Here is a 12,853-nt window from a genome sequence, read left to right on the forward strand (position 1 = left end):
AATCACAAATATTAACGCCTCTCACCGGTTGACGGCGATGGCATGTCATTGGGCGTCGGGGGGGATCTGTCTGCGAATCAGCATAGTCTGAACTCATCGCATTGGAGATCCCGAACGTTTCGCTACACAGTGACAGGTCATTGTTGCGAAAGGACTTTTTCAACAGATACAAAAAAGGCCACTCTTTCGAGTAGCCTTTTTTGATGTTTGGTTGCGGGAGCCGGATTTGAACCGACGACCTTCGGGTTATGAGCCCGACGAGCTACCAGACTGCTCCATCCCGCGTCTGTGTGGCGGCATTCTATAGAGATACGCCTGTGTGTCAACCGTTAATCTGCAACCGGGTCAAATAAGCGTAAAAAAGCGGCGAACGGTCGCGGAGCAGACTTAAGTTTCGGAATCAGAACGATTTCTCGCATCTGTTCATGAAGAGGGCACAAAACAGGCGCGCACAAAAAAGGCCACTCTTTCGAGTAGCCTTTTTTGATGTTTGGTTGCGGGAGCCGGATTTGAACCGACGACCTTCGGGTTATGAGCCCGACGAGCTACCAGACTGCTCCATCCCGCGTCTGTGTGTCGGCATTCTACAGAGGATCGCTGGGCTGTCAACCTTCAATCCAGATAAAACCTGTTCTGGTTCAATCGCTTAGCGGCAAGGAAGGGCTGGGCGATCGTCTGCGAGGCAGGCATGGCAAGGCTTGCAGCTCTATCGAGTGACGCTTTTCGATTGAGAAAATAAATTCATCGGTTACTTTTCCTACCGGTGGGGAAGAAGATTCAGACTACTGGTGCTATATACAGGTGTCAGTGAGATACTGCCGATCCGGCACGCCATGACTCCATTTCTTCACCATGAACACCGCTTTTATATGAGCCAGCGAAAAATCATCCACGTCGATTGCGACTGCTTCTACGCTGCCATCGAGATGCGTGACGACCCGCGCCTGGCGGGTAAACCGCTGGCGGTGGGTGGTTCGGCGGACCGGCGCGGGGTGATCGCCACTTGCAACTATGAGGCGCGGGCCTATGGCGTGCGCTCGGCCATGTCTTCCGGGCAAGCCCTGAAGCTGTGTCCGGACCTGACTATCGTCAAGCCGCGCATGGACGCCTATAGAGAAGCGTCGAAGGAAATTCATACGATCTTTCGCGATTACACCGACCTGATCGAGCCGCTTTCCCTCGACGAGGCTTACCTCGACGTGTCGGACTGTGCGCATTTCGGTGGCAGCGCCACGCGCATCGCCCAAGACATTCGCCGCCGAGTCTCCAATCAGTTGCACATCACGGTCTCGGCTGGCGTGGCGCCGAACAAGTTTCTGGCCAAGATCGCCAGTGACTGGAAGAAGCCCAACGGTTTGTTTGTGATCACGCCTGATCAGGTTGAAGACTTTGTCAGTGGTTTGCCCGTCAGCAAGCTGCACGGCGTTGGCAAAGTGACCGCCGACAAGCTGGGCAGGCTCGGTATTGTCGATTGCTCGCATTTGCGCGAGTGGGGCAAGTTGGCGCTGGTGCGTGAATTTGGCAGCTTCGGCGAGCGACTCTGGAGCCTGGCCCGGGGGATCGATGACCGTCAGGTGCACAACGACAGCCGCCGGCAATCGATCAGTGTTGAAAACACCTATGACGTGGACCTGCCGGATCTGGTCAGCTGCCTGGATAAGTTGCCCGAGCTGCTGGAAACCCTGGCGGGCCGAATGGCGCGGATCGACAGCAGCTATCGGCCGGGCAAGCCGTTCGTCAAAGTGAAGTTCCATGACTTTACCCAGACGACGCTGGAACAAGCCGGGGCAGGGCGGGATTTGGGCAGTTATCAGTTGTTGCTGACCCAGGCGTTCAATCGCGGCGGGAAACCGGTGCGGTTGTTGGGGATTGGCGTGCGGCTGGAGGATTTGCGGGGTGGGTTTGAGCAGATGGAGTTGTTTGAGCGGTAGTTTTGCGGTGAATGTGAGGGCCTCTTCGCGGGCAAGCCTCGCTCCTACAGGTATCGCATCTTGTAGGGGCGAAGCTTTTGCTTTTAATTCGGTCCAGGATCCGCCACCAGTCGCCCGGCATCCTTGGTCAATGACTTGAGGAATTCGGTCTGCAACTCTGGATCGTTGCGGGTCAGTTCGATCAGGCTTTGTTCCAGCTCGCTGGCTTCTTCTTCAAGACCCAGTTCCGACAAGCGCTTGACCCGGTGTACCCACTGGCTCACTTCGTCGTCTTCGAGGTCGTCATAAATCAGGCCATGGGCTTCGAGCAGTTTGCCGCGCAATGAACTGCTGACTGCCAGGGACGAATCGCTGTGTACATCGTCCTGGCCGTCTTCGACGCTGATCAGCAGTCGGCTCAGATGATTGATGTCATGTTCGGCGAATGGGCTGTCCAGCAGGTTCAGGCGCAGAACACCGTTTTTGTCGGTGCTCAGATCAAACGTTTCCTTGCCGGCTTTCACCACCACCGGGCGCTCGCTCCAGGGCAGGCTCGAGTATTCGGTGCGCTTGTCGAGCTGGATCTCATCGATCCCGGCCAGGTTTTGTTGCGCCCGACCGTTGGACTGCACGTTCATGAGCGGGTTGAGCCCGGCAAAACCGTAGCTCAGCCAATCCTTGGTCACGCTGTCCGGCAGACTGCCGAGGGTGAATACGTTGACCACATTCGCCCCGACACCGCCCACCACCGCGACCGCGCCCAGCGGGATCTCGTAGACCTCCCGCCAGGGTTGGTAAGGCGTGTAGCGATCATAGTGACGCGTGACTTCGAATTCGGTGACTTCGAACGTTTTCTGCTCGTGGATTTTCACCCGACGTTGCGGCAACTCAAGTACCTTGGGCTCGCCGACATCGATCTGCAGGCTGTGATCGAGCAATTTGCGCTCGACACGCTCCTCGTGCTCGCTGCGTTGCGACATGTGATTGGCACAGCCGCTGACCAGCAGGGTGACGCACAGGGCGCCACCACCGAGGCCTAAGGTGTTTCGCTTGAACATGACTTCTCTATCTGGTGTCAGCGGCGGATACGGGCCTGGAGGAAAGACAGCACGTCAGCAACCGGCAGCGCTTGCGCTTCAGGTTCGGTACGGCTCTTGTATTCCAGATTGCCTTCGGCGAGGCCGCGGTCACTGACCACGATCCGGTGAGGAATGCCGATCAGCTCCATGTCCGCGAACTTGATGCCCGGGCTGGTTTTCTTGTCGCGATCGTCCAGCAGCACCTCGAAGCCGGCTGCAGTCAGTTCTGCATACAGCTTGTCGGTGGCTTCACGAACCTGTTCGGTTTCGTAGCGCAATGGCACCAAAGCGACCTGGAATGGAGCCAGTGTGTCGCTCCAGATGATCCCGTTGGCGTCGTTGTTCTGCTCGATGGCCGCAGCCACCACGCGGGAAACGCCGATGCCGTAGCAACCCATTTCCAGGGTAACCGGCTTGCCGTTCTCGCCCAGCACTTCGCACTTCATCGCCTTGCTGTACTTGTTGCCCAGCTGGAAGATGTGCCCGACTTCGATGCCGCGCTTGATTTCCAGGGTGCCCTTGCCATCCGGGCTTGGGTCGCCGGCGACAACGTTACGCAGGTCGGCAACGGTCGGAACCGGCAGATCACGCTCCCAGTTCACGCCGAAGTAGTGCTTGTCGTCGATGTTGGCACCGATGCCGAAGTCGCTCATCAGCTCTACGGAACGGTCGATGATGATCGGCAGTGGCAGGTTCAATGGGCCGAGGGAACCGGCGCCGGCGCCAATGGCGTCGCGCAATTCGCTTTCGGAAGCCATGACCAGCGGGCTGGCAACGCCTGGCTGGTTGCCGGCCTTGATTTCGTTCAGCTCGTGGTCGCCACGGATGATCAGGGCAATCAGCTTGCCTTGCTCTTCAGCGTGAACCACGAGGGTCTTGATGGTCTTTTCAATCGGCAGGTTGAAGCCTTCGACCAGTTGCGCAATGGTCTTGGCGTTCGGCGTGTCGACCAGGCGCAGTTCTTCAGTCGGTGCGGCGCGGGAGGTTTCACGCGGCACGGCTTCGGCTTTCTCGATGTTCGCGGCGTAGTCGGAACCGTTGCTGAAGACGATATCGTCTTCGCCGGACTCGGCCAGTACATGGAACTCGTGGGAGCCGGCACCGCCGATGGAGCCGTTGTCGGCTTCTACAGGGCGGAACTTCAGGCCCAGACGGGTAAACACGTTGCAGTACGCCTGGTGCATGCGGTCGTAGGTGATCTGCAGCGAAGGCTGATCAGCGTGGAACGAATAGGCGTCCTTCATGATGAACTCGCGGCCGCGCATCAAACCGAAGCGTGGGCGGATTTCGTCGCGGAATTTGGTCTGGATCTGATACAGGTTGATCGGCAGCTGTTTGTAGCTGCTCAATTCGTTGCGCATCAGGTCGGTGATCACTTCTTCGTGGGTCGGGCCGGCGCAGAAGTCGCGACCGTGGCGATCCTTGAAGCGCAGCAATTCAGGGCCGTATTCTTCCCAGCGACCGGATTCCTGCCACAGCTCAGCCGGTTGGGTGCTCGGCATCAACACTTCGAGAGAGCCTGCGGCGTTCATTTCTTCACGAACGATGGCTTCGACCTTGCGCATCACTCGCAAGCCCATCGGCAGCCAGGTGTAGAGGCCCGAGGCGAGTTTGCGGATCATGCCGGCGCGCAGCATCAGCTGATGGCTGATGACGACCGCGTCGGAAGGCGTTTCTTTCTGTGTGGCGAGCAAAAATTGACTGGTGCGCATGGTTGGCCGTTGTCGGTTGCTGATGACGAGAAATGACGGAGCATTGTACGGGCGAGATCCGCTGGCGTACAGGCGTGCGGTCGGCGGTGTGGCACGAGGGCGGGAATCGTCGCGCCCTCTGCGAAATGTCCTACGATTCTTCCGCGACCTGGGTCGGCACCGGTTCGGGTGTCGGCGTCGGACCTGCGCGACGGCTCTCCTGGTACCAGTGCAGGGCGATCAACAGCAGGGTCGGAACACCCAGCAGCGCCGTGATCAGGAAGAAGTTGTGGTAACCGAATTTCTCCACCATGACCCCTGAATAACCGCCGATCAAGCGTGGCAGCAGGAGCATGATCGAGCTGAGCAGGGCGTACTGGGTGGCCGAGAATTTCAGGTTTGTCAGGCTCGACAGGTACGCGACGAACGCTGACGTCGCCAGGCCCGAGCTGAAGTTGTCCAGGGAAATGGTCAGGATCAGCATGTTCAGGTTGGCGCCCATGTCGGCGAGCATCAGGAACAGCAGGTTGGTGCCGGCCGATGTAATGCCGCCGATGAGCAGGATCGGCAGGATGCCGAAACGCACGATCAGCAGGCCGCCCATGCCGGCGCCGACCAGGGTCATGATCAGGCCGAAGATTTTGCTGACACTGGCGATCTGGTCCTTGGTGAAGCCCTGGTCGATGTAGAACACGTTGGCCATCACGCCCATGACCGTATCGGACATGCGGTAGGTGGCGATCAGTCCGAGCAGCAGGAACGCTTGCCAGCGGTAACGCAGAATGAAGTCGTTGATCGGCGTCAGCACCGGTGCCAGGCCGCGACGGCCCATGGCCGACAGGCACATAAACGTGAGCGTGGTGTAGAGGATGGCCCGCAGGAAGGCGCGGTCTTCGAGCAGCAGGTCGAGCGGGCTCGCGCCTTCGAACAGCACGCTGGCGAAGTCGGTGTTGTAGAGCTGGGTAAACATGGCCGGCACGGACACCAGCAGCACGATCAGCACGAACACCGACATCAGTTGATGCATAAAGCTGTAGCGGCCAGCTTGAAGTTGGGTGCGCAGGGGCACAGGCGGTTCGCGCATGAACAGCGTCGTCAGCAGCGCCGGGACCATCAGGGCGCCAAACAACACGTAGGTGCCGGCCCAGGCCGAATGCTGATAATTGAAACCCGTGGAGCCAAAGCCTTCAGCGAAAAACAGCGCGCCGGCCGTCGCCAGCAACGCGGCGATCCGATAGCCGGACATGTAGCTGGCAGCGAGCGCTGCCTGGCGAGTGTCGTCGGCGATTTCCAGGCGATAGGCGTCAACCGCAATGTCTTGCGTCGCCGAGGCGAAGGCGACGACCACGGCGATGGCGATCAGCCAGGACAAGTGCTTTTGCGGGTCGCAGAAACCCATCCCGATCAGACCGAGGATCACCAGTGCCTGGGAGAGCACCAGCCAGGAACGTCGTCGACCGAGTTTGCCGAGAAAGGGCAGGCGCCATTGGTCGAGCAGCGGGGACCAGACCCATTTAAAGGCATAGGCCAAGCCGATCAGACTTGCATAACCGATGGTTTCGCGGGCCACACCGGCCTCACGCAGCCAAACGGAGAGCGTCGAAAACACCAGCATGTAGGGCAGGCCGGCGGCGAAACCAAGCAACAACAACACAAGCGTCGAGGGGCTGGCATAGGCGGCGAGCGCGGCGCGCCAGGTTTTACGGGGCATGGGCTGGAGTCTGCCTCAAGAGTTACGGAAACAAAGCGCGCACTCTAACCGCTGTGCTCTACCGGGCGCCAGCCATGGCGCTGAATATCAACACGATTGTTCAGGATACTGACGCCTTCGGAGCGCAATCGCGCGCGCTGCTCATCCCCTGAAGGGCTGCCCACGGGCAGGCTGATCCGACCGCCGGCACCCAGCACGCGGTGCCATGGCAGCTTGGTGTCGCCGGGCAGCTGGCTCAATGTGCGTCCCACCCAGCGCGCGGCTCGGCCCAGTCCGGCCAGTTCGGCGAGTTGACCATAGCTGACCACTTTGCCTTCGGGCACCTGCGCGAGGGTCAAGTAGAGCGCCGTGCGTCGGATTTGCGCTGCACTTTCGGTTTCAGTGGTTGGGTCGGTCACGTCCGTGGTTCCTGAAAAAATTCGCCTTACCGTCCGTAGAGTAAGTCCTGGATGCGCAATTGAGAAATGAACTCAATAGAAATAGTCGGGTCAGTCCTTGCTAGGGTCTTATTCCCAGGGATAATGCCGACTTTTTTTCGCAAACTTGAGCCTGTATTTGCTTATGGTATCCAGAACCCTGCTGTGCCTTGCTGTCATGAGTGCCTCCACGCCGTTGCTCGCTGATACCGTCTGGTTGAAGAACGGTGACAAACTGAGCGGCAAGATCACGCTGTTCGATGGCGGTAAATTGCTGATACAGACCGAATATGCCGGTGCGGTTCCGATCGACTGGAAGCAGGTCAAGACCCTGGAAAGTGATCAGGAGTTGCTGGTCAAGCAAGATGCTTACACCGGCGAGAAGGCCAAGTCGCTGCATGCAGCGGACGACGGCAAGGTGACGCTGGAAAACGGCGAAGCGCCGAAGACGGTCGAACTGGCGAGTATCCAGCAGATTCTCAAGCCCAAGCCAGTGGTTGAAGATCTGGTGTGGAAAGGCAATGTCGACGCGGCGCTGGATTACCAGCGGGCGGAAAAAGACACCGATGACTACGACATCGACTTCAAGACCGCGGCGCGCCATGGCAAATGGCGGCACACGGCGGAAGGCGAGTACAACCGCGAATTCCAGGATGACGTGGTCACTACCGACAACTGGCGGGGCGAATACTCGCTCGACCGTTTCCTGACCGAGAAGTGGTTCTGGCAAGGCCGCGCGGTCTATAAGCGCGACAAGGTAGAAGACCTCTCCCGTCAGCGCACTGTCGGTACCGGTCCGGGTTACCAGTTCTGGGATAACGAACTCGGCGCATTCTCCCTGGGCTCGCTGGTCAACCGCACGGACTATGAGTTCTCCGACGGCAGCAAGGAAAACTTCTATTCCCTGGCGATGAAGTGGGACTACAACCGTTACCTGATCGGCAAGAAGGTGGAGTTCTTCACCAATGGCGAAGTGGGCAAGCCGTTGTCGGGCGTAGCGGATTACGCGCTCGATGCCGAAATGGGCTTGCGCTACAAGGTCACCGAGTGGGCTTCGCTTAACCTCAAGGCCGAGCGAGACATCATCAGCGGTACCGACGATGCTGATCTGGACAAGACGCGTTACACCGCAGGGTTTGGTGTGGCCTGGTAAGACGCAAAAAATCGCAGCCGTGGGCTGCGATTTTTTTTGCCTGCAAAACACACAGGCACAAAAAAGCCCCGCTTTTGAGGGCGGGGCCTTTTACTAAAGCAAGTACAAGTTAGATAACTTGAACTTCTTCAGCTTGCATGCCTTTCTGACCGCGGGTAGCGATGAAAGAAACCTGTTGGCCTTCTTTCAGGCTTTTGAAGCCGTCGGATTGGATAGCTTTGAAGTGAACGAACAGGTCGTCACCGGATTGTGGAGTGATGAAGCCGAAGCCTTTTTCATCGTTGAACCACTTAACGGTACCAGTTTGGCGATTAGACATGGTGTAACTCCTTGAACAAAGATAACTGCGACGCAGGAAGAACCCTGGCCGAGACTGAGTGCAAAGAGCAGGAAAAATTCTTGTAGATGGTTGGATCGAAATTCAACATATCGTGTAGAGATTCTCAGTGACACAAGCAGCACAGTGGCGCCACCTTAACCCTTTTTCCGGAACGTGCCAATGCTTCCGGTGAAGGTTTCTCTGATTTCATGACTGACGGTCCGCCAATTTACGGCGAAGGCCCAGATATCACAGGGGATCGGCGAGAATTATGCCCCGGACTTTGAACCCGGAGCGCGCGCCCGGTAAGATGCCGGACAGAATTTTTCCACCTCGCTATTCAGGACACCCGCCATGAGCATCAAATCGGACAAGTGGATTCGCCGCATGGCGCAGGAACACGGCATGATCGAGCCGTTCGTCGAACGCCAGGTGCGCGGCAGCGACGATAACCGTGTGATCTCCTACGGCGTGTCGAGTTACGGCTACGACGTTCGTTGCACTAGTCATTTCAAGGTGTTCACCAATATTAATTCGGCCATTGTCGACCCGAAAAATTTCGATGCCGGCAGCTTCGTCGACATCCATAGCGACGTCTGCATCATCCCGCCGAACTCTTTCGCCTTGGCCAGCACCGTCGAATACTTCCGTATTCCGCGCAACGTATTGACCATCTGCCTGGGCAAAAGCACCTACGCCCGCTGCGGCATCATCGTCAACGTCACCCCGCTTGAGCCAGAGTGGGAGGGGCACGTGACCCTGGAATTCTCGAACACAACCAACCTGCCTGCGAAAATCTATGCCAACGAAGGCGTGGCGCAGATGCTGTTCCTTGAATCCGACGAAGAGTGCGAAGTGTCCTATAAGGACCGTGGCGGCAAGTATCAGGGCCAACGCGGCGTAACCTTGCCACGCACCTGATCCATTCATCTGGCAGGTCGCGGGAATTCTTGAGCGGGTAGACACTCTATTGGGTGTACTGCCCGGTTCGCGTACAGCGGACGGGGCCATCGCTCAGGAGTGCTTTATGAAGATCGATCCGCGAATAAGTGCCGAACTGGCAAGGCTTGAGCCCAATCAGATTGGCGTCCTGGCCTGGTCCTTGTTGGCACATCCAGCCATCAGCATGGCAGGGGGCATCCCCGGCCAGCCTGATCCTGATACCCCGAACGAGCAGCCTACCGAGCCCGGCGAGCCTACCCTGCCGGATGAGCCACCTCCCGCGCCCGTAGCCTGATTGCTATTACCTGCAGGGGCGAAGCTTGATTTGGACGGAGTTCCGACGAAGGCGGTGTGTCAGACAACATCATCCTTATCTGACACACCGCCTTCGCGAGCAAGCTTCGCTCCTACGCGCTGACTGGCCATATTTCGTTGTCGCCGATGACAAAGATCCTGCAGCTGTCGTCCCGTTCGATCTGATAGCCGCCGGTAAACGCGCCGAAGGCCGGGAGCAGGCTGATGTCCTCGCCCAATCTGAAACACGCCAGGCGCAAACGTTGCCGACCTTTGCCGTTCAGCCGATAAACCGGATGCACATGCCCGGCGAGTACATGCCGGTGCGGATGCGGATCGGGCTCATGCTGCAAGGCGAACGGTCCGAGCAACAACGGTTCGGGCACTACGCGTATGTTTAACGAAGCCGGCGGGTCCCCGGCGCGTTTGTCGTGGTTGCCGCGGATCAGCGTCATTGGCAGATCCGGGTGCCGCGCTCGCCACTCAGCCAGGGCGCTTAACGTGCCGCAAGCATGGGAGCCGGGCCCGTGCAGAAAATCGCCGAGGAAAATCAGCTGACGGCAAGGTAGGGCGGCCAACATCCCGTCCAGCACCGCGACATTGCTGGCGGTGGTGCCATGGGGCACCGGCTGGCCAAGGCTACGATACGCCGCCGCTTTGCCAAAATGCACGTCAGCGATCAACAGGGCTTGTTGCGCCGGCCAGTAAATGGCTTTTTCCGGCAGCAGCCACAGTTCTTCACCGGCCAGACGCACGGGATAGGGCGTACTCATCAGGTTTTCCCGGTTTCGGCGGTTTTCTCAAGGTCGGTGACCATGCGACGGATACGGTCCGCGAGTTTTTCCGAGCTCATGCTTTCCCGCATGCGTTCAACCAACAGGGGAAACCCCAGCGGCGTAGGACGTTTGATCTGATGCAGGTCCAGTTTCAGGCGATTGATACGCGCCAACGTCTGTTCCAGACGATGAATATCCAGTTCTTCCCGTAGGACTTCTTCCCCGGCCTGCGCCAGCAATAGATTCCCCGCGTCGTACTGCTTGAACACCTCGAAGAACAGTCCGCTGGAGGCTTGAACCTGCCGTGTGCTTTTCGGTGCGCCGGGGTAGCCGGCAAACACCAGTCCGGCAATTCGAGCGATTTCCCGAAAGCGGCGAAGCGCGAGCTCGCCGGCATTCAAGCTCGCGAGGACATCGTTCAACAAGTGCTCGGCGCTCAACAGGCCTGGGTTCAACACCGGCGACCAATCCACAGAGGTGGCGCTGAGTAACTCCAGCCCGTAATCATTGACCGCGATGGAAAACGTCACCGCCTGCTGCTGGCTGACCCGCCACGCCAGCAAACTCGCCAGGCCCAGATGCACCTGACGCCCGGCAAAGGGGTACAGGAACAGGTGCCAGCCTTCGCGGGATTTCAGTGCTTCGGCCAGCAACGAGTTCGAGGTCGGCAACCCGGACCAGCGTCGCTGCACCTCCAGCAGCGGCCGCAGAGCCCGCATCTCCGGGCCGATGAACTCGCCTTGCTCCGCTGCACTGAAACGCGCGACCACCGCCTGCGCCAGTTCGTTGGAAAGGGGCATCCGCCCGCCATTCCAGCGCGGCACCGCGGCTTTTTTCGCGGTGCTGCGTTTGACATAAGCGGTCATGTTTTCCACCCGCACCAACTCCAGCAAGCGCCCCGCGAACAGGAAACCGTCGCCTGGCTTCAGTCGCGCAATAAAACCTTCCTCGACACTGCCCAACTGCTTGCCGCCGCCGCCCTTGCTCCAGAACTTCAGCTGAATGCTCGCATCGCTGACGATGGTGCCGATGCTCATGCGATGTCGCCGCGCCAGCCGCGCATCCGGTACACGCCAGACGCCAAACTCGTCAGGCTCGACCCGGCGATAATCCGGATAGGCTGTCAGGGAAAGCCCGCCATGGCGTACAAACGCCAGCGCCCAAGTCCAATCCGCCGCCGTCAGGTCTTGATAAGCCCAGGTTCTACGGACTTCTTCATACAATTCGTCGGGAACAAACCCACCGCCCAGCGCCATGCTGACCAGGTGTTGAACCAGCACATCCAGCGGTTTGTGCGGCGACTCTCGGGGCTCGATGCTGCGTTGCGCGACGGCATCTTGAGCCGCCGCCGCTTCGATCAGTTCCAGGCTGTGGGTCGGCACCAACGTCACCCGTGACACACGCCCCGGCGCATGACCGGAACGCCCGGCCCGCTGCATCAGGCGCGCCACACCTTTGGCCGAGCCGATTTGCAGCACCCGTTCCACCGGCAGGAAATCCACCCCCAGGTCCAGGCTTGAAGTACAGACCACCGCTTTGAGCTGTCCTTCCTTCAGCGCTCGCTCGACCCAGTCGCGGGTGTCTCGCGACAGTGAGCTGTGGTGCAAGGCGATCAGCCCGGCCCAATCGGGGCGCGCCTCCAGCAACGCCTGATACCAGATTTCGGATTGCGCGCGAGTGTTGGTGAACACCAGGCTGCTGGGGCTGGAGTCTATTTCGGCGACGACTTGCGGCAACATCTTCAAGCCAATGTGGCCGGCCCAGGGGAATCGCTCGATGGCTGGCGGTAGCAACGTGTCGACCCGCAGTTCCTTGAACGTCTGGCCTTGAACACTGATGCCGCCACCTTGTGGGATCAACACCTGTTCGGCGTGGGCCTGATTACCCAGCGTCGCGGAAACGCCCCACACAATCAGGTCCGTATTCCACCGGCGCAAACGGGCGAGGGCCAGTTGCAGCTGCACGCCGCGTTTGTTGCCGAGCAGTTCGTGCCATTCGTCGACCACCACCATGCGCAAGGTCGATAGCGCTGCTTGCGCATCGGCACGGGCGAGCATCAGCGTCAGGCTTTCAGGGGTGGTGATCAGCGTGGTGGGCAGGCGCCGGCTCTGCCGCGCACGTTCGCTGCTGCTCGTGTCGCCGGTGCGCAGGCCGACGCTCCAGGGGATCTGCAGGTCGTGCAGCGGTGCTTCAAGGGCGCGAGCGGTGTCGGCGGCCAAGGCGCGCATGGGGGTTATCCACAGCACCGTCAGCGGTTCGGCCAGCGGTTTTCGTTTGCGAGGTTTTTCAACAGGGGCAATGGACTTGGCGTAGCGATTGAGCGCGGCAAACCAGACTGCATAGGTTTTACCGGCACCCGTGCTGGCATGCAGTAATCCGGACTCACCGCGCTTGACGGCCGTCCACACTTGCTTCTGAAAGGCGAATGGCTTCCAGTCGCGGGCGCTGAACCATTGTGATGCGTAGTCGGTGGACGATCCCATGCCGGCGGTGTGCGCTCTGAAAGTCTTCTTTCAGTGACCGCGGCGTGGGTGAACAAGTTTAATCGCAGTACTGCTGATC

General features: G+C 59.2%; 11 protein-coding genes and 2 tRNA genes. 4 read left to right on the top strand and 9 right to left on the bottom strand.

Annotated features, from left to right (window positions below; genetic code table 11):
• Nucleotides 1-208: 208 nt before the first annotated feature.
• Nucleotides 209-285, bottom strand: a tRNA-Met gene (locus tag JIO00_RS06320).
• A 206-nt stretch (nt 286-491) separates the two neighbouring features.
• Nucleotides 492-568 (bottom strand) — tRNA-Met (locus JIO00_RS06325).
• Nucleotides 569-869: 301 nt separating this feature from the next.
• On the opposite strand from JIO00_RS06325, the gene dinB reads away from it, so the two are divergent.
• Complete coding sequence (gene dinB, locus JIO00_RS06330; protein WP_010462672.1) at nt 870-1,931, top strand: DNA polymerase IV; 1,062 nt, start codon at nt 870-872, stop codon at nt 1,929-1,931.
• A gap of 83 nt (nt 1,932-2,014) precedes the next feature.
• On the opposite strand, the gene JIO00_RS06335 is transcribed toward dinB, so the two are convergent.
• From JIO00_RS06335 to JIO00_RS06350, 4 genes are all read right to left on the bottom strand, one after another.
• Nucleotides 2,015-2,968 carry a hypothetical protein gene (locus JIO00_RS06335; RefSeq protein ID WP_077750278.1) on the bottom strand — a complete coding sequence of 318 codons (954 nt, stop codon included), beginning with the start codon at nt 2,966-2,968 and terminating at the stop codon, nt 2,015-2,017.
• A 17-nt stretch (nt 2,969-2,985) separates the two neighbouring features.
• Nucleotides 2,986-4,701, bottom strand: coding sequence for a proline--tRNA ligase (locus tag JIO00_RS06340; RefSeq protein WP_010462669.1), 1,716 nt, complete (start codon nt 4,699-4,701; stop codon nt 2,986-2,988).
• Between the two features lie 130 nt (nt 4,702-4,831).
• Complete coding sequence (locus JIO00_RS06345) at nt 4,832-6,391, bottom strand: AmpG family muropeptide MFS transporter (RefSeq protein WP_010462667.1); 1,560 nt, start codon at nt 6,389-6,391, stop codon at nt 4,832-4,834.
• Between the two features lie 44 nt (nt 6,392-6,435).
• On the bottom strand, nt 6,436-6,789 hold the full coding sequence (locus tag JIO00_RS06350) for an MGMT family protein (RefSeq protein WP_077750279.1): 354 nt from the start codon (nt 6,787-6,789) through the stop codon (nt 6,436-6,438).
• A gap of 163 nt (nt 6,790-6,952) precedes the next feature.
• On the opposite strand from JIO00_RS06350, the gene JIO00_RS06355 reads away from it, so the two are divergent.
• Nucleotides 6,953-7,960: a DUF481 domain-containing protein gene (locus tag JIO00_RS06355; protein WP_200667817.1), complete on the top strand. Its 1,008-nt coding sequence runs from the start codon at nt 6,953-6,955 to the stop codon at nt 7,958-7,960.
• Between the two features lie 109 nt (nt 7,961-8,069).
• On the opposite strand, the gene JIO00_RS06360 is transcribed toward JIO00_RS06355, so the two are convergent.
• On the bottom strand, nt 8,070-8,279 hold the full coding sequence (locus tag JIO00_RS06360; protein WP_002554837.1) for a cold-shock protein: 210 nt from the start codon (nt 8,277-8,279) through the stop codon (nt 8,070-8,072).
• Nucleotides 8,280-8,633: 354 nt separating this feature from the next.
• On the opposite strand from JIO00_RS06360, the gene dcd reads away from it, so the two are divergent.
• Entirely contained in the window at nt 8,634-9,200 is a 567-nt protein-coding gene (gene dcd, locus JIO00_RS06365) for a dCTP deaminase (protein WP_010462661.1), read from the top strand.
• 106 nt (nt 9,201-9,306) lie between these two features.
• Nucleotides 9,307-9,516, top strand: coding sequence for a hypothetical protein (locus JIO00_RS06370; RefSeq protein WP_010462659.1), 210 nt, complete (start codon nt 9,307-9,309; stop codon nt 9,514-9,516).
• Between the two features lie 112 nt (nt 9,517-9,628).
• Here the strand turns inward: JIO00_RS06370 and pdeM are convergent, their stop codons facing one another.
• Both pdeM and JIO00_RS06380 read right to left on the bottom strand, forming a co-directional pair.
• Nucleotides 9,629-10,288 (bottom strand): ligase-associated DNA damage response endonuclease PdeM, encoded by a 660-nt coding sequence (gene pdeM / locus JIO00_RS06375; RefSeq protein WP_083374898.1) that lies wholly within the window; start codon nt 10,286-10,288, stop codon nt 9,629-9,631.
• Entirely contained in the window at nt 10,288-12,774 is a 2,487-nt protein-coding gene (locus tag JIO00_RS06380) for a ligase-associated DNA damage response DEXH box helicase (protein WP_200667818.1), read from the bottom strand. Before JIO00_RS06380 ends, pdeM begins: the two co-directional genes overlap by 1 nt.
• Nucleotides 12,775-12,853 lie beyond the last annotated feature (79 nt).

Source organism: Pseudomonas sp. SW-3 (assembly GCF_016615645.1).
GTDB lineage: Bacteria > Pseudomonadota > Gammaproteobacteria > Pseudomonadales > Pseudomonadaceae > Aquipseudomonas > Aquipseudomonas mandelii.

Bases quoted from the DNA above. Each gene is read 5' to 3' on its own strand.
- dcd (WP_010462661.1), top strand. From the start codon at position 8,634: ATGAGCATCAAATCGGACAAGTGGATTCGCCGCATGGCGCAGGAACAC.
- dinB (WP_010462672.1), top strand. From the start codon at position 870: ATGAGCCAGCGAAAAATCATCCACGTCGATTGCGACTGCTTCTACGCT.
- pdeM (WP_083374898.1), bottom strand. From the start codon at position 10,288: ATGAGTACGCCCTATCCCGTGCGTCTGGCCGGTGAAGAACTGTGGCTG.
- JIO00_RS06360 (WP_002554837.1), bottom strand. From the start codon at position 8,279: ATGTCTAATCGCCAAACTGGTACCGTTAAGTGGTTCAACGATGAAAAA.
- JIO00_RS06340 (WP_010462669.1), bottom strand. From the start codon at position 4,701: ATGCGCACCAGTCAATTTTTGCTCGCCACACAGAAAGAAACGCCTTCC.
- JIO00_RS06345 (WP_010462667.1), bottom strand. From the start codon at position 6,391: ATGCCCCGTAAAACCTGGCGCGCCGCGCTCGCCGCCTATGCCAGCCCC.
- JIO00_RS06370 (WP_010462659.1), top strand. From the start codon at position 9,307: ATGAAGATCGATCCGCGAATAAGTGCCGAACTGGCAAGGCTTGAGCCC.
- JIO00_RS06355 (WP_200667817.1), top strand. From the start codon at position 6,953: ATGGTATCCAGAACCCTGCTGTGCCTTGCTGTCATGAGTGCCTCCACG.
- JIO00_RS06335 (WP_077750278.1), bottom strand. From the start codon at position 2,968: ATGTTCAAGCGAAACACCTTAGGCCTCGGTGGTGGCGCCCTGTGCGTC.
- JIO00_RS06380 (WP_200667818.1), bottom strand. From the start codon at position 12,774: ATGGGATCGTCCACCGACTACGCATCACAATGGTTCAGCGCCCGCGAC.